This is a genomic window from Ruegeria denitrificans (assembly GCF_001458295.1).
GTDB lineage: Bacteria > Pseudomonadota > Alphaproteobacteria > Rhodobacterales > Rhodobacteraceae > Ruegeria > Ruegeria denitrificans.
The window spans coordinates 63,423-79,892 of sequence record NZ_CYUD01000005.1; the positions used below are offsets into that span (position 1 = coordinate 63,423).

General features: G+C 57.6%; 13 protein-coding genes. 5 read left to right on the top strand and 8 right to left on the bottom strand.

The annotated features are described in order from the left end of the window. Positions 1-36: 36 nt before the first annotated feature. A complete protein-coding gene (locus RUE5091_RS08780) occupies positions 37-657 on the top strand; it encodes an HAD family hydrolase (protein ID WP_058281537.1) in 621 nt (206 codons plus the stop codon). A gap of 1 nt (position 658) precedes the next feature. Here RUE5091_RS08780 and RUE5091_RS08785 read toward each other — a convergent pair whose 3' ends face one another. Then, positions 659-1,900 (bottom strand): MFS transporter, encoded by a 1,242-nt coding sequence (locus tag RUE5091_RS08785; protein WP_058281538.1) that lies wholly within the window; start codon positions 1,898-1,900, stop codon positions 659-661. Between the two features lie 150 nt (positions 1,901-2,050). Here RUE5091_RS08785 and zapE point away from each other — a divergent pair, with 150 nt between their 5' ends. Further along, a complete protein-coding gene (gene zapE, locus RUE5091_RS08790) occupies positions 2,051-3,109 on the top strand; it encodes a cell division protein ZapE (protein WP_058281763.1) in 1,059 nt (352 codons plus the stop codon). A gap of 79 nt (positions 3,110-3,188) precedes the next feature. Here the strand turns inward: zapE and RUE5091_RS08795 are convergent, their stop codons facing one another. From RUE5091_RS08795 to RUE5091_RS08810, 4 genes are all read right to left on the bottom strand, one after another. Next, positions 3,189-4,463 (bottom strand): bifunctional folylpolyglutamate synthase/dihydrofolate synthase, encoded by a 1,275-nt coding sequence (locus tag RUE5091_RS08795; RefSeq protein ID WP_058281539.1) that lies wholly within the window; start codon positions 4,461-4,463, stop codon positions 3,189-3,191. Further along, positions 4,460-5,392: an acetyl-CoA carboxylase, carboxyltransferase subunit beta gene (accD, locus tag RUE5091_RS08800; protein ID WP_058281540.1), complete on the bottom strand. Its 933-nt coding sequence runs from the start codon at positions 5,390-5,392 to the stop codon at positions 4,460-4,462. The genes RUE5091_RS08795 and accD overlap by 4 nt, the downstream gene beginning before the upstream one ends. Positions 5,393-5,450: 58 nt before the next feature. Next, positions 5,451-6,260 (bottom strand): CPBP family intramembrane glutamic endopeptidase, encoded by an 810-nt coding sequence (locus RUE5091_RS08805; protein ID WP_243470744.1) that lies wholly within the window; start codon positions 6,258-6,260, stop codon positions 5,451-5,453. A gap of 73 nt (positions 6,261-6,333) precedes the next feature. Further along, entirely contained in the window at positions 6,334-9,441 is a 3,108-nt protein-coding gene (locus RUE5091_RS08810) for an ABC transporter transmembrane domain-containing protein (RefSeq protein ID WP_058281542.1), read from the bottom strand. 241 nt (positions 9,442-9,682) lie between these two features. On the opposite strand from RUE5091_RS08810, the gene RUE5091_RS08815 reads away from it, so the two are divergent. The 3 genes from RUE5091_RS08815 to RUE5091_RS08825 all read left to right on the top strand — a co-directional run bounded on the left by RUE5091_RS08815 (position 9,683) and on the right by RUE5091_RS08825 (position 12,416). Beyond that, the gene (locus RUE5091_RS08815; protein ID WP_058281543.1) at positions 9,683-10,444 is read left to right on the top strand and encodes a DUF6478 family protein; all 762 of its coding nucleotides are present in this window, start codon (positions 9,683-9,685) and stop codon (positions 10,442-10,444) included. A 12-nt stretch (positions 10,445-10,456) separates the two neighbouring features. Continuing rightward, the gene (locus RUE5091_RS08820) at positions 10,457-10,810 is read left to right on the top strand and encodes a hypothetical protein (RefSeq protein WP_058281544.1); all 354 of its coding nucleotides are present in this window, start codon (positions 10,457-10,459) and stop codon (positions 10,808-10,810) included. Between the two features lie 79 nt (positions 10,811-10,889). Then, the gene (locus tag RUE5091_RS08825; protein ID WP_058281545.1) at positions 10,890-12,416 is read left to right on the top strand and encodes an MFS transporter; all 1,527 of its coding nucleotides are present in this window, start codon (positions 10,890-10,892) and stop codon (positions 12,414-12,416) included. 43 nt (positions 12,417-12,459) lie between these two features. Here the strand turns inward: RUE5091_RS08825 and RUE5091_RS08830 are convergent, their stop codons facing one another. Genes RUE5091_RS08830 through gpmI form a run of 3 tightly spaced genes read right to left on the bottom strand, consistent with a single transcriptional unit; the run spans position 12,460 to position 16,451 of the window. After that, positions 12,460-13,800 (bottom strand): S41 family peptidase, encoded by a 1,341-nt coding sequence (locus tag RUE5091_RS08830; protein ID WP_058281546.1) that lies wholly within the window; start codon positions 13,798-13,800, stop codon positions 12,460-12,462. A gap of 6 nt (positions 13,801-13,806) precedes the next feature. After that, complete coding sequence (locus tag RUE5091_RS08835) at positions 13,807-14,937, bottom strand: murein hydrolase activator EnvC family protein (RefSeq protein ID WP_058281547.1); 1,131 nt, start codon at positions 14,935-14,937, stop codon at positions 13,807-13,809. Beyond that, positions 14,934-16,451: a 2,3-bisphosphoglycerate-independent phosphoglycerate mutase gene (gene gpmI, locus RUE5091_RS08840; RefSeq protein ID WP_058281548.1), complete on the bottom strand. Its 1,518-nt coding sequence runs from the start codon at positions 16,449-16,451 to the stop codon at positions 14,934-14,936. Before gpmI ends, RUE5091_RS08835 begins: the two co-directional genes overlap by 4 nt. Positions 16,452-16,470 lie beyond the last annotated feature (19 nt).

Consider the following 16,470-nt stretch of genomic DNA (forward strand, 5'->3'; position numbering starts at 1 on the left):
GGGCTCACAATAGGTTTTCTTTCGAAGGGACGTCGCATGCCGATTGAAGCCGTAGTTTTCGACATTGGAAATGTTCTGATCGAATGGCAGCCTGAACGCTATTACGACAGAGTTCTCGGAGAAGAACGCCGCCGCGCCATGTTCACCGAGGTCGATCTGCACGGGATGAATGATCTGGTTGATCAGGGCCACCACTTTACCGATACGATCTATGATTGGGCCGAGAAATACCCCGAATGGCGCGATGAGATCCGCATGTGGCATGACAAGTGGATCGAATTGGCCACGCCGGCAATTTCGCATTCCGTGCGCCTGCAACGAGCTTTGCGTGCAAAGAAAATCCCAGTTTTTGCGTTGACCAATTTTGGAGTGCAGAATTTCGACTATGCCACCACGATCTATCCGTTCTTGAACGAATTTGACCGGCAATACGTGTCCGGTCGGATGAAAACGGTCAAGCCGCACGCTCCGATTTATGAGATGGTCGAGGCCGATTGCGGCCTACCGCCCAGCAGTTTGCTGTTTGCCGACGATCGGATCGAAAATATCGAAACAGCGCGCGCTCGGGGCTGGCAAACGCATCACTTTACCGACCCTCAGGGCTGGGCGGATCGGTTGGTGGAAGAAGGCTTGCTGACCCCGGATGAAGCCAAGTAGATCAGGCGGGAACTGGCCTCGTGCTGCGATTTTCGTGGATGGGCAGGTGGACAATGGCGCTGAAGGCGCCAACGGCCACGCCGATCCACCAAACCATCGTATAATCACCATAGACGTCATACATTCGCCCACCCAGCCAAACACCGAGGAAACCGCCGATCTGATGGCTTAGGAAAATAAAGCCGTACAAAGTGCCCATGTACCGCAAACCGTACAGATGCGCGACCAGTCCCGACGTCAGCGGCACCGTGGCCAGCCAGAGCGAACCCATGACAATCGAAAATACGATCACCGACATTGGTGTGATCGGCATGAGGATAAAGATTGCCGCCGCCAATGTGCGGGCGGTATAGATCGCCGCCAGCAGATATTTCTTGGGGAAGTGATTGCCGGCCCATCCGGCCAGCAACGTGCCGCCTATATTCGCCAGCCCAACCAGCGAGATCGCCACGGCCCCCAAAGCTGAGGTGGTGGTGATCCCTAGCGAATGCAACACACCTCCGGGTTGGATCGGCCCGCACATCTCGGTCACGAAGGCGGGAAAATGGGCTGTGATGAACGCCAGTTGATAGCCGCAGCTGAAAAACCCCAAAAAGATCATAGCATAAGAAGGATCGCGGAAGGCACGGCCTAATATCTGGCTCATGCTTTCTTCCAGCTCAGCTTTGCTAACCAGTTGTGGCGCGCGCATGAAAGGCAGGGTCAGCACAAGGCCCAGGATCGCGGCAGCAAAAACAAGGAAAACCTGTTGCCAAGGCAGGAAGCTCAGCAGCCATTCTGCCGTTGGTGCGCCGATTACCTGACCAAAACTGCCTGCCGCCGTGACAATAGCCAAAGACATCGAGCGGTTCTTGTCGGATGACGCACGCCCGACCACCGCCAGCACGACACCAAAGCCGGTCCCTGCGATGCCAAACCCAACCAACCACGCATACATCTGATGGCCGAACGGCGTGATGGACCAGGCCGACAGCACCATGCCCACTGCATAGGTAATTGCACCCAGGATGATGGCTTTTCTGTCACCGATCTTCTCGGCCATCGCAGCAAAGATTGGTTGCCCGATCCCCCAGGCCAGATTCTGGATCGCTATGGCCAAGGAAAAATCGGTGCGCAGCCAGCCGAATTCGCTGGCGATCGGAATCTGGAACACCCCGAACGAGGCACGCACAGCGAAGCTGACCGTGATGATGACACATCCCACGATCAGGATTGGATTCAGCAGGCGAGCAGGGTGCGGCATGGGGACCTCGAGGGTATTAGTTCGGCGGACGGTAGCGGATTTGAACAGCCGGTCAAATCAGCAGATTTGCGGTCACGGATAAGGAAATTTGATGGTTCGTGGGAAATGGCCGCTTTTCAAGGCGCAACACGGGCGCTATGGCTCGATCCCATGACGGATCTGATTTCGATTTACGACGCCCGCATTGCCGACGGCAGCCTGACCCGGGACGATGCGCAAGAGGCCGTTCTACCCCATTTCGAACGTATCCGCGCAGCGTTGTCAGCCCCGGTAAAACGAGGGTTGTTCCGCAAACCCCCTCCTCCGCCAAAGGGGTTGTACCTGTGGGGTGGCGTGGGGCGCGGCAAATCTATGTTGATGGATATGTTTGTCGACGCTCTTGAGGACATCCCTGCACGACGTGTTCACTTCCATGCCTTTATGCAGGAAATTCATGCCGGTATGCACAAGGCCCGTCAGGACGGGGTCGAGGATGCGCTGGCCCCTGTCGCACAGGAGGTTGTGAAATCGGTCAAGCTGCTGGCTTTTGACGAAATGCAGATCATCGACATCACCGATGCGATGATCGTCGGGCGGCTGTTCGATATGTTGTATGAGGGCGGTGTTGTGGTCGTGACCACCTCGAACCGGCACCCTGATGAATTGTACAAGGACGGGCTGAACAGGCAGTTGTTTCTGCCTTTTATCGCCCGCATCAAGGAGCAACTTCAGGTTTGGGAGCTGGTGTCCCCCACCGATTACCGCCAGAACCGGTTGGAGGGTGCGCCGGTTTACTTCACCCCAATAGGACCCGAAGCGCGGCAGAGCATTCGGGACGTCTGGACCGATCTGTCAGGTGGCACTGCGGAGCCGCTGATCTTGCAGGTCAAGGGCCGGTCAGTCGAGCTGCCAGCATTCCGGAACGGCGTAGCACGGGCCACATTCTACGATCTGTGCGGGCGCATGCTGGGCCCTGCAGATTACCTAGCGATTGCAGAGGAATTGAAGGTTCTGGTGCTTGAGGACATCCCGCGGCTATCGCGCAACAACTTCAACGAGGCAAAACGGTTCGTCACGCTGATCGATGCTTTGTACGAGGCCAAGGTCCGCTTGATATGCTCCGCCGCAGCCGAACCCGAGATGCTTTATGTGGAGGGCGAAGGGACGTTCGAGTTTGAACGCACCGCCTCGCGCCTGCGGGAAATGCAAGCTCAGGATTGGGGGAAATAGGGGGCTCTGCCCCCGCCCGCGCTTTGCCCGTCTCGGCCGAGGTATTATTGGCCAGATGAAGCCCTTGCGGGCGAAATTTTCAGCCGTTTTCGCGCAAAATGTTGCCAGCCAAGTACAACGAGCCACAGATCAGAATGCGCGCTTGTGGATTTTCCCCAACAATTGCTTGCAATGCGTCGGCAACGCTGTCGGCGGTTGTTGCGGGCAGGTTGACTTTGGTGGCGGCGGCAGCGGTGTCTTTGGCGCTCAACGTCGCGGCTTCGCCGGGGATCGACACGGCGGTCAGGCTTTGGGCCTGTGTCGCAAGCGGTGCAAGATAACCCGCCACGTCCTTGGTGTTGAGCATACCGCAGATCATATGCGTCGGACGGGCCGGTAATCTGGTCAGAACATCCGCCAGCGCAATTCCAGCGGCCGCATTATGACCGCCATCCAGCCATAGCTCGGCTTGCGGAGCGGCCTCGACCAAGGGGCCTGTTTTCAGACGCTGCATACGAGCGGGCCATTCGGCGCGGGTGACAGAGGCCTCATAGGCGTCGTCGCCCATATCTAGGTGCCGTAGTACAGCCAGCGCGGCGCCTGCATTCTGCAGTTGATGTGCGCCCAGCAGGTTGGGCAACGGCAAGTCGCGCAAACCGGTTTCGTCCTGATAGATCAGACGCCCGTTTTCCTCATGCACATGCCAGTGTTGACCGTGAACCAAGAGCGGCGCACCAAGACGTGCGGCGGTGTATTCGATAACCTCAAGCGCCTCGTCCTGCTGCGGGCCAACGATACAGGGCACACCGGGCTTGATGATGCCCGCCTTTTCGGCGGCAATCTTCCCCAGCGTGTCCCCAAGAAACTGTTCGTGGTCGATCGAAACTGGTGTGATCACCGTCACCGCCGGTTCATGTACGACATTGGTGGCGTCCAGACGACCGCCCAACCCGACCTCAAGCAGCGTATAGTCCGCCTGCGTACGCGCAAAGGCCAGCAGGGCCGCGCAGGTTGTAATCTCAAAATAGGTGATGTTCTCACCATCGTTGGCTGCGTAGCATTCATCCAGAACCGCCGTCAGCGCGGGTTCCGAGATCAGCTCTCCGGCCAGTCGGATACGTTCATGAAACCGAGCGAGGTGGGGCGATGTATAGGCGTGGACAGACAACCCTGCGCCCTCCAGCCCGGCGCGGATCATCGCCTGGGTCGAGCCCTTACCATTGGTTCCGGCGAGATGGATCACCGGCGGCATCTTGGTCTGTGGGTTGTCCAAAGCCGCCAACAAACGCCAGACACGATCCAAGGTCAGGTCAATGATCTTGGGGTGCAGCGCCATCATCCGGTCAAGGATGACGTCAGACGTTGGGCTGGTCATTCTTCGACCGTTTCCTCGGCCGGGGTTTCGGCCATGGCGTCGTCGGGCTCGGGCGCGGGCAAATCGCCTTTGACCGCCGGCGGCTGGTTCATCAGCATCCGCGTAATGGTGATTAGCTCATCGCGCATCTCGGTCCGCTTGGTCACACGATCCAACATGCCGTGATCCAGCAGATATTCGGCGCGCTGGAACCCTTCGGGCAGTTTTTCACGAATGGTTTGTTCGATCACGCGCGGCCCTGCAAAGCAGATCAGCGCATTGGGTTCCGAGATATGAACGTCACCCAGCATCGCATAAGACGCGGTGACACCACCGGTGGTCGGGTGTGTCAGCACGACGATATACGGCAGGTTTGCCTCTTTCAGCATTTCGACGGCCACGGTTGTACGCGGCATTTGCATCAAGCTGAGGATACCTTCTTGCATCCGTGCGCCCCCCGCAGCCGAGAACAGGATCAACGGACGCTTTAACTTCACCGCTTCTTGCGCAGCAGCGATGATGGCGTTTCCGACATACATGCCCATCGAACCACCCATGAACGAGAAGTCCTGCGCTGCAGCCACAATCGGCGTGCGTCCGATTTCGCCCTGAGCGACCAGCATCGCCTCAGACTCGCCGGTCTTTTTCTGGGCCGCTTTCATGCGGTCCGGGTATTTCTTCTGATCCCGAAACTGCAGCGGATCGGCGGTTGGCGCGGGCACTTCAACTTCGGTGAAAATCCCACCGTCAAACAGGTGCGAAAAACGCTCACGCGGGGTGATCGCCATGTGGTGATCACATTGCGTGCAGACATTCTGATTTTCCGCCAGTTCACGGTGAAACAGCATCGTGCCGCATTCATCGCACTTGTGCCAAAGGTTTTCGGGCACTTCCCGGCGCGAGAAGATCGAATTGATCCGGGGGCGGACGTAGTTTGTGATCCAGTTCATGTCGGAACCTTGTTATGCGGCGTTGACGTCAAATAAGACGCTACGGAAGGAAATGCAATCAACGCCTGAGCGCAAGGCGTGCAGTTAACCAGCTGATTATCATCACTGCGAAATCCACAATCAGCCATTGCCGCAACGCACCAGTCTCGGCCATATCAACAGGCAGTAGATATAACGCCAGTCCGCTGAGTGTTTCTGGAAGCGAAACAAAAAGAAGCGCAACCGCATTATTCAGGAAATGCAATGCGATAGCTGGACCCAATGTGCCCGACCTTGCAGTCAGATCCGCCGCCAGCAGGCCAAAAATACACGCCCATAGGGCCACCAACAATGCGTTTTCACCGGTTACACCGGGCGCATAGTGCCCCGCAGCAAACAGAACCGAAGGCAAACCCATCCAGATCACCGGTGACCGAAATCTGGCCGCCAAAGATTGCTGAATATATCCGCGAAACAGTATTTCCTCGGCGCTGGTCTGAATCAGGACGGCGATCACCGAAACCGGCAGCAAGAGGAGCCAAGTGGACAAGGCCAGGTTAGGAGTCAGATCCTCTCCAAAGCCGTAGGGCGGCAGAGCTGCCATCACCACGCCCAGAATCACCAATGCCCGCAAAACTTGCCAGAACTGGTGCAAAAACAAGTTCCGCGGACCCATAATTGCAGCCAGTGACCGGTGCTGCATCTGGCGGACGGCGATGGCGACGCCCAGCGTCAGGAACCCAAAACTCAGCAGCAATATCAGTGTCGCCATGGGTGAGGTGCCGTACAAAAGGCCCTGCGCCTGTTCCGGCTGAACCAAGTGCCCGACAATTGCAAACAAAACTGTATTCAGCGCCACATACAGGACAAGTACAATAATCAGACCCATCATAAGGCGCCACAGTTCAGGCCGGGCGCGGGCGGCACCCACAAGTTGCTCGTGGGCGGAGTATGCGTCAGGATCAAGCACTGTTGCCGGGGCTTTCGCCCGCGATGGGTTGTGTGGCGTCGGGGAAAACCTCTGACGTCTTCTGGACGGTGCTAATCCTGGTGGACAGCGTCGTCAGATACCCGGCAACCGTTTGCAGCAGCCGAACCGCAACCGACGCATCGCTTTCGATCACGGCGCGCAGTTCTTCGGCTCCGATGCGTAGGAACGTACAATCTGTGGCCGCCGTTAGATCAAGTTGGCGTGTTTCTCCGGTGATGATTGACAGATCGCCGATCAAACGGCCCGGTTCGATGATTGATATGGTGCGCGTGCCGCCGCCGTCTTCGGTCCAGTCCAGATTGGCTTGCCCCGTAATACACAGATAAGCCGCATCAGGTGCTTGCCCGCGGGAAAAGATTACTTGCCCAGCCGCTGCCTCGTACCACTGTGCTGAAAAGGCCAGCAGCCGTTGATTGCGTGCATCGAGCCCCGAGAACAGCTCGGTTGAAGATATGATTTGCAGCTTACGGCTCAGATCAGCCGAGGCACCGTCTTCGTGGTGGGCTTGCGTCCGCGAGACACCGTCAATCCGGCCATCTTTTATCTCGATGAACAGGTCATAGGCCTCGGGGTGGGCAAAATGATCCTCCATGAAGATCATGATAGAATCGGGGAGCAATTCACGTAGCCGCAGACGCGTACGCAGGCGACTTTGAGAATCATGACTGGCCAGCGCTTTGTCGAGGATCAGAATATCCGGGCGTTTGATACCGGCGCGGGAAAACGCTGCGCGCTCCTGAAACACAGTCGGCAGGTTGTTTCCGCCCAGCCCTGTCGGCAGATCGTACATGGTTGATGCGGCCCGACGGCGCAGACCGGCCTCGTTCACGGCCTGGGCGACGACATCCTCGATCTCATCGGCATGGGCACCAGCCATCAGCGACACCCGCCCATAAATTGCATTCTCCATCACGGTCAGGCGTGGGATGTAGCTGTCAGGAGACAGCGGCAAGAACATACCGTCCAGCGCCCCCCGCAGCCGTTCGGCCTGATCTTTGCGGATGGATAGAATCTTGTCTTTGTATTCCTCAGGGAAATCCGGGCCGATCTGTTCGGCAGTTAGCAGGAACGGCAGGGTCAGCAACAAGGCGCGCTCATCCTCGGTGATCCCGTTTTCGCCTTTCGACTTACGTCGATCCTTAATGTCGAGCAGACGGTGATACATGTCCTTGGCTATACCAAGTCGCAGGAATAGGGGGTGGTCGGTGCCGTCGCGCCCAAAGGCTTGATCCAGCGTATCCATCACAGCGCTGGCCAGGGACATGGCATCATCGGCAAGATCGTGTTTCCCAAGTATGTTTTTGAACCGCCGATCATCGGCCAGTGAATCGGGGGTAATATCCCGGGACGGGGTTGCAAATAGCAGGTTGCCACCCAAGGGCACGGCGGGGTTAAAGCGGTCCGGATCGAACCGATAGACATGCCGGTCCAGCCCTTTTTCCCGGAGCTTTTCAGCAATCGTACCCCGCAGTTTGACCACATCCTGCGCCAGATCGGGATGCAGATTGGGATCAAACTGCGTGCGCAAAGTTCGGCGCAGCATAAGTTCATCAGTGCCCATGGCTTCGACGAGCTGGAACCACCAGGCCCGAATATCATCGACATTGTCCAACCCGGCTAGTCCGGGGTCAATCCATTCATCCGTCAGCGAGTCTGTCGGGTTCCCTGACCGTGCGGCTTCGATCTGCCAGCGGCTTGGGGAAATGGCGACGTCCGCCTCATGCTGAGGATGCGGGCGCAGGGGCATCAGCAGGTTGTCGCCCAACGTGCCATCAAACAGATAAGGCCGCGAATAGGCATAGCCGATCCGGGCTGCGATCACGACCTGATGCAGGTCTTTCAGATTGTGACCCGCCATGATCACATCGCCCTGCACCGGCAGAACTTCGCGGGTAAGCACCTGCGCCAGCGCGTTGCGTTCTGCGGCGTGGGTCGACTGGATTGCGACCCGTGCGCCTTTGGGAATAGTCAGGTCGATATCTTCCAGGATGGTTTTGCCGTCGTTGTCGCGCACGGTGACATTACGCAATTCGATATCACCCGTAAGATGCGGAATTGTCTCGGGCTCACCCACGAACAGATTTTCAGGGATCATGTTTGAGGGCGCAAAGCGTTCAGTCACAACTTCCCACCGCAGGGACATGTCCTGCACCTGATTGTAATAGGTCAGCAGGTCCTTCCACGGACCGCTGAGATCCTTGTACGCCCCCAGCGCCGCAACCAACGCGCCAACCGTCACCTCACCCGTGATCGCCAGATAGCCGCCAACAGAATAGAACAAGAACGGCGTCATCTGCGTGATCAGGTTGTTGAGGAACTTCATAAAGAACTTTTTGTTGTAGATCTTGAACCGAATCTCGAACAAACGCCCCAACCGATGGCTGAATTGCGCCTGCCTGTACCGCCAGCCGCCATTGGTGCGCAGATCGCTGATGCCAGCCGCGCTTTCTCCAATTTCCGAGCTGAGGTTGCGCACTTCCTGAATGCGTTCCTTGTTCAGCAGGTTGATCTGGCGCTGCAGCTTTGGGATCAGCCAGGCCTGCAACGGGATCAGCGCGACGCTGGCAAGGCCAAACCAGACGCTCTGCATGAACAGAAAGGTGACGATAGTCATCATCTGGCCGAACTGAAATACCGGCTGCGCAATCGCGTCACCCATCAGCCCGCCCATCGGTTCAGCCTCGGAGGTGATCATCGACACCAGTTCGCCCTGGCTGGTCGTGGCAAAATAGGATTTCGGAAAGCGCATGGTACGGTGGATCAGGGTAAACCGCAGCCGCCGAAGCATCCGCTCTGCCAACACACCTTTCATCGTGTTGATGCGCATTTTCATCAACCCGCTGGCAATCACCGTAGCCAAAAAGGCAAAACACAGGATCAACAGGTACTGCACCTGCGTTACAGAGTAGCCCAGTACCGTCACCGTTTCACTTGGCGCGCCAATGGCCCCGTTGATGATCTGCTTGGGCAACTCAAGAGAGGCATAGAGGAACGGAAACGACAAAACCGTCAGAAACAGCAGGACAAGCTGTTGTTTCTTCGAGTGTTTCCATATGAAAGCGAACAGAGTGGGTTCCATACCCCGGCCTTGCCTCAAATCTTTTGGATGCGTTTTTCGGATGATCCACTGCAATCGGTAACAGACGGTACGCACTGACCCGTTCGATTGCAAGAAAGGTCGAGCTAGCAGGATTCGGTTGGATTGCCCATCCGCCCTGTCAGTCACAAATTCGCGAGATTTGACCCCCAGTATCGTTTATTCTCCTTTAAACCCTGCGTTGTCTTTGACTAAACAGGATCACACTCTGAATGATGGGGCCATGGGCAGACTTCTGGATCGCTATATTCACCGCCGCGCCGTCGAACGCTGGCGTCAGGTTCTGCGAGGTGCGTCGGTCACGCCTGAACCGCTTTTGCGGCAGCAGCGCGACGATGCGCGCAAGCTGCGCACGCATCTGCAAAGGCTCATTCATGAAGCTGACAGCCGCCTCGCCCGGCCCCGAATCGGATCCACCCAGTTTCCCAAACCCCTTGGCACCGATTGGTGCTGGCGTCCGGATTTGTGGCGCGGGCCGTTGGCGCGCCCGGGTGTGGCCTCGGCCCCGCGTCGGGCGCAGATGGATCAGCAGGTGACTTTGTTCCACGACTGCTCTCTGGCCGAAATAGGGATGCGGCAAACCCGAAATTCTCGCGACAAGGATCTGGCCGCATTTGGGTTGATGGTCGAGATCTTCGGGTTTTCAGGCTCTTTCCTATCCCTGTCCGTGGAGTTACCGCGCGATGCCGTTCAGGGCCTGACTAAACAGCATCTGATGCGTGTGGATACGCTGATCGAGACCGAGCATCCTCTTAAGGTTTTCGCCCGCCTCAACATCCAGCATGGACCCAATGCGGAACAGGTTCTGCGCAAGCTGGACCTGCCTGCGTCTTCAGCTTCGGTTGACTTCGATCTAGCCCATCTGCCCCTGAACGAGTCGCGGATCGAGAAAATCTGGCTGGACCTGATCTTTGAAAACCCGCGGATGAATCGCGTATCCCTGCGCGATCTGACCTTCTGTCGCCACCATCGCGCCGATTTGTAAAAAGGTCCGGCTATGACGCATCCGACATTGACACCCATCCGGTTCGAAAACGGTCTCTGGCAGGGATACCTGCAGGCCGAGACGCAAGTCGAGGTGCTGTATCTCGGCGAACCCTTGAAGGATGTGCAGGTAAAACCTTCGGATAACGGTTGGACGCTGACCGTTCCCGTGCCGGTGGTGGCTTTATCTGATGGCGTGCATAGCTTTGTCATCGTGGACACTGTCACGTCCGAAAAACTCGGGGATTTCACAATCATCGCAGGCGTTCCGGCGGCAGATGATTTGCGCGCCGAGGTCGAGCTGTTGCGAGCGGAACTGGACATGCTGAAACGCGCGTTCCGACGGGCGCAGAGCACAGACGAATAATCTGCCACGGGGCAAGTCCCTATCTTTTCACAAGAATCCCGTGCATCCTTGAGCGAACCGCAGCAACCTGGGCAAGCTCATGGACCGCAGCAGTGTCGTCAAAGTCATTGCGTTGATGGTGACGGGGTTCGGGATCGGAATCGACTTTACCGGTGCGTTGATCCTGGTTCCGGCCATCGAAAACAGTTTCGACGCCGATATCACCAGCACCCAATGGGTTCTGAACATCTATGCTCTGTTTTTTGCCATGACCATGGTTGCAGGGGGTCGGCTAGGCGACATGTATGGACATCGCAAGATGATGCTGATCGGCCTGTCGATATTTTTGTTTTCCTCGGTCATGTGCTTTGTCTCGCCCAGTCTGGATTTCCTGATCGTCTCTCGGGCATTGCAAGGGATCGGCGCAGGGTGTGTCTGGCCTTGCACACTGGCTTTTGGCGCCACCAAAGTCTCGCGTCCAGAACATCGCGCCATGATCATGGGGCTGGTCCTGGCGGGCGTCACCTGCGGTAACGTCATCGGGCCGCTGATCAGCGGCACAGTGGTCAACCTGGGAGATTGGAGACTATTCTTCCTTGCGAATGTGTTGTTTGCGACCATTTCGATGGTTACCGCCCTGTTGTTGATGGAGCGCGAAACCCATCACAAACAGGGTGAGCATATCGACTTTGCAGGTATGGCTGTCCTGTCCTTCGCGGTCCTGTTGCTGCTCTACGGATTGGATGTAGGCGCAGATTGGGGCTGGACTTCGTCACCTTTGCTTATGTTGTTCTTCGTCTGCGCTGTGCTGTTCGTTCTGTTCCCGCAGGTGGAAAAAAGGGTAAAAGAACCGCTGCTGCTGCCGCAAATGATGGTGAACAGGGAATTCCGCATCACTTTGGGGCTGAATATGTTCAACGTCTCAGCCGCGTTTGTTGGACTGATGTATTTCCCGCAATATATGCAAAAGGTTCTGGGCTGGTCGACCTTGCAGTCTGCCTTCGGGCTGGCTCCGCTGACTGTGCTACTGGCCGTGGGCTCTATCCTGTCGGGCAAGCTATACAACGATTTCGGCCCCAAACGGCTTTTGTTCTGGGGCTACCTCTGCGCCACTGTCGGGGCGGCCAGTGTCGTCGTGATGCCCGCAGGACTGGGCTATATCCAAATCCTGCCCGGCATGGCGATGATCGGGCTCGGGGCCACACTGACGGTTGGTCCATCAGGCACCGCAGCTGTCTGTGCGGTAAAACCGGAACGGGCTGGATTGGTTGGCGGACTTAGCTTCATGACCCACCTCGTCTATGGCGCCATCTCGGTGGCCTGTGCGACTGCGATCATGTATCTGGCAAGCCTGCAAAGCCTGGGTGAACGCCTGACGGCTGCCGGAATTACCATGTCGGAAGCCGATCAGCGGGCCATCAACAGCGGCACCTTGATCACCTCGTCCGCGCGAGCCGTCATGGAAAAACTGAGCACGGCCGAGGCCGAAAAGGTCAAATCCGCCATTGCGGCAGCCTTTGACACCGGCATGAACATGGCGTTCATTTTTGCCACTGTGTCAGTATCCATCGGCATCGTTTTGGCGATCCTTCTGGATGAAGAAAAGCTGCACAAAGTGGAAAGCTAACCCACCAAAGAAAAAGGGCCGCCTGTCTGGCGGCCCTTTCCGTTTACTGTGACGGCCCGTTCGGGTTGAAGGCCGACAATCCTTTAAGGATGTCGATGGCGTAGGCCATTTGATAATCCTCTTCCCGCAACTCAGCGGTTGCTTCGGCGCGGGCGCGGTCTTCTTCGATCTGACGAATCTCATCTTCACTGAGGCTGTCATTGTTCAGACTGCCACGCAGATCGGCCTCGGACCGGGTGGGACGGTTCGCATCCTCTTCCTCGGCATCCGGCACTGGTCGCGGCTGTTCGACGATGATGTCAGGGCTGACACCAAGCGCCTGGATCGAGCGACCCGACGGCGTGTAATAGCGCGATGTGGTCAAGCGCATGGCACCGTCACCGCGCAATGGCATAACTGTCTGCACCGAACCCTTACCAAAGCTCTTGGTGCCGACCACGATGGCGCGACGGTGATCCTGCAGCGCACCGGCAACAATCTCGGAGGCCGAAGCCGAACCGCCATTGATCAGAACCACGATTGGTTTACCTTCGGCCAGATCGCCGGGCGAAGCGTTGAAACGCTCACCCTCACCCGGATCGCGACCGCGGGTCGAGACGATCTCGCCTTCGTTCAGGAAGGCGTCGGAAACCTTGATGGCCTGCGTCAGCAGTCCGCCGGGATTATTGCGCAGATCCAGAACAAAGCCGTTTACTTTTTCGATGCCCCCGGCCTCTTCGATCTGTTCGCTCAGCCCTTCTTGTAGGTTGGGGAACGTCTGATCATTAAAGGTGGTTACACGCAGTACGACGCTGGTGCCTTCGGTGCGCGCCCGTACGGCGGTCAGTTTGATCGTGTCTCGGATGATGGTGACATCGAAAGGCTCGGGTTCACCTTCGCGGACCACAGTAATGATGATCTCGGACCCGACCGGACCGCGCATCAGATCAACTGCCTTGTCCAGCGTCAGGCCCAAAATGCTTTCACCATCGACATGGGTGATGAAATCTCCGGCTTCGATCCCCGCCGCATCCGCCGGGGTGTCGTCGATCGGAGAAACAACTTTCACAAAACCCTCTTCCTGCGTGACTTCAATCCCCAACCCGCCAAATTCACCACGGGTCTGTACACGCATCTGTTCGGCATCGTCAGGCGACAGATAGCTGGAATGCGGGTCCAGCGAGGTTAACATGCCGTCAATGGCTGCTTCGATCAGTTCCTCGGGCTCGACCTCTTCGACATATTGCGCGCGGATGCGTTCGAAAATGTCGCCAAACAGATCAAGTTGCTGATAAACGCTGGAGTTGTTTTCAGCCTCCTGCGCCAACAGCGGGCCAGCGATCTGAGTGGTTGCTACGACACCTGCCACGGTTCCGGCCAAAGCGGCCATCACAAATTTCTTCATACTCGTTTATCCATCCTTGCTGGTCCGAAACCACGACTCCGGGTCCACGGGGCTGTTATCTTGTCTTACCTCTATATAGAGCGTTTCTGACCGGTCAGTTCCAGTGCCATCACTGCTTGTTGACAAAATAGCGCCGATTTCCGGCGTTTCACCGGGCATCAGACCCACCGGAGTACCCTCAGGGATTACTTGACCAGGGTTGCCGTAAACCTCTTGCAGGCCGGAAAATACGAATAAAAGCCCCGGTTGCGGCTCAAGTATCACCAGATTCCCCAAATCCAGCAGCGGTCCACGATAGCGTATCGTCGCCGCCGTCGGTGAAGTCACAATTGCGCGGGGTCGCGTGCCCAGCACCACACCAGGACGCTTGACGCCTGCTGCATCGGTCTCGCCAGCACGAAGCAGCACAACACCCTGCGCAGGCAAGGCAACCTCGCCCTTGCGCTGGGAAATATCCGCATTGGTATCAGCAATCCCTCCTTCGGAGATTTCCGACAGGCCGCTGGCAAACCCTTCCAATGTCTCGGTAGACGAGATCAGAATTGCCGTTCGAATCGGGTCTTCAACAAAGCGCACCGGCAAGTCGGTCCGGTCTGCAATGGCAGTGCTCAATTGTGTGCGGGCAGTCTGAACACCAGTCAAACCCTCAGTCAGGGTATCGGCGGCGCTTTGCTGTAGCTGCCGCAAAGTCTGAACCTCTTGCAGGTCATGGGCCAGTTCCCGCGCACGAGCGTTCAGGCCCGGCGTGACTTCGGACAGCATCATACCTGCCCGGGCCGATCCCAAAGGACCCGAAGGGTGCAGCATTAGCACAGGTGGCGCTGTCGTTTCGATGGTTTGCAACACGCCCAGCAACTGCGCGATTTCGTCCTCGCGGCTGCGTAGTTCTGCGCCCAACTGGGCTTCGCGCGTGGCCGCCCGACGCAGACCCTCGCGCATGGCGGTTAAACCAGCCTCATAGGCCTGAATGGTTTCGGTCAGGGCGCGCACGCGGTCGCGGGCACTGTCCGCCTCGGTCAGGGCGACGGACGCCTCTTCCAGCATTTGCGCCGCATTCAGCGCGGATGTGGACGGGTCGGTCTGAGCATGGACCGGCGCCGCAAACAGCAGTGCCAAAAGAAACGCGCGCAACGTCATGACAACAGGCTCTTGCCGGTCATTTCAGGCGGCTGCTCAAGGCCCATCAACTGCAACAGGGTCGGGGCCAGATCGGACAGACGCCCATTGCGCAGCGTTGCACCTTTCGGCCCGCCGACCAGCGCCACGGGCACCGGGTTGAGCGTATGAGCGGTGTGTGGCCCGCCGGTTTCAGGGTCCACCATCATCTCACAATTGCCGTGGTCGGCCGTGACGATCATCGCACCGCCTGCCAATTTCAGCGCGGCCACAACTTGCGCCAGCCCCTGATCCACCGCCTCACAGGCTTTGATCGCGGCTTTCAGATCGCCCGTATGGCCAACCATGTCAGGGTTGGCGTAGTTGGTGACGATCAGGTCATACCCGGCCTCAATCGCCTCGACGAACTTGGCTGTCACTTCGGCCGAGGACATCTCGGGCTGCAAGTCATATGTCGCCACTTTCGGCGATTTTGGCATGTAACGGTCCTCGCCCACCTCGGGCGTTTCCTTACCGCCGTTGAGGAAGAACGTGACGTGCGGATATTTCTCGGTCTCGGCCAGACGGAATTGACGCCGCCCTTGTTTGGCAACCCATTCGCCCAGCGTATTTACGATATCGCGCTTGGGGAACACAGTGGTCATATAGGCACTGTGACCATCTGAATATTCCACCATTCCCAGCAGCGCAGACAGATGTGGGCGTGGACCGGTGTCGAAATCGGTGAATTCGGGCTCACCAATCGCACGCAAAATCTCACGCGCTCGATCCGCGCGGAAGTTGAGGCAAAAGACCCCGTCGCCATCTTTGACACCGTCATAGCCAGCCAAAACGGTCGGCACGACAAACTCATCGGTTTCCGACTGGTTATAGGCATGGTCAATCGCGCCATGGGCCGTGGCCGCAATCCGCCCCTGCCCCTTGATCATCGCCTCATAGGCCTCGCCGACGCGCTCCCAACGATTGTCGCGATCCATCGCAAAATAACGCCCACTGACCGTGACAACGCGTGCGGCTTCGGGCAAGCGATCTTCAAGCTCGGCGACATAGGTAAAGGCCGATTTCGGAGCCACGTCGCGCCCATCGGTGATCGCGTGCAGCGCCACAGGAACACCGGCATCAGTAATCGCCTTTGCGGCCGCAATGATGTGGTTCAGATGCCCATGCACCCCGCCATCCGACACCAGACCCATCAAATGCGCGGTCCCGCCTGATGCTTTCACCTTCGCAATGAAATCCTGCAAGGCGTCATTGTCGAAGAATGAGCCGTCTTCGATCGCCAGATCAATCTGCCCCAGATCCATAGCCACGATGCGACCAGCGCCAATATTGGTATGACCGACCTCGGAATTTCCCATCTGACCACTGGGCAGGCCAACATCGGGCCCATGCGTGACCAGAGTGGCATGTGGCCCATTGGCCATGATGGTGTCGAACGTAGGCGTATCGGCCAGATACGGCGCGTTGGCTTTGGTATCCTCGGACAGGCCCCACCCATCAAGAATGCACAGGACGACGGGTTTGGGGGCGGTCATTTTTTGGCTCTCCGGGTTT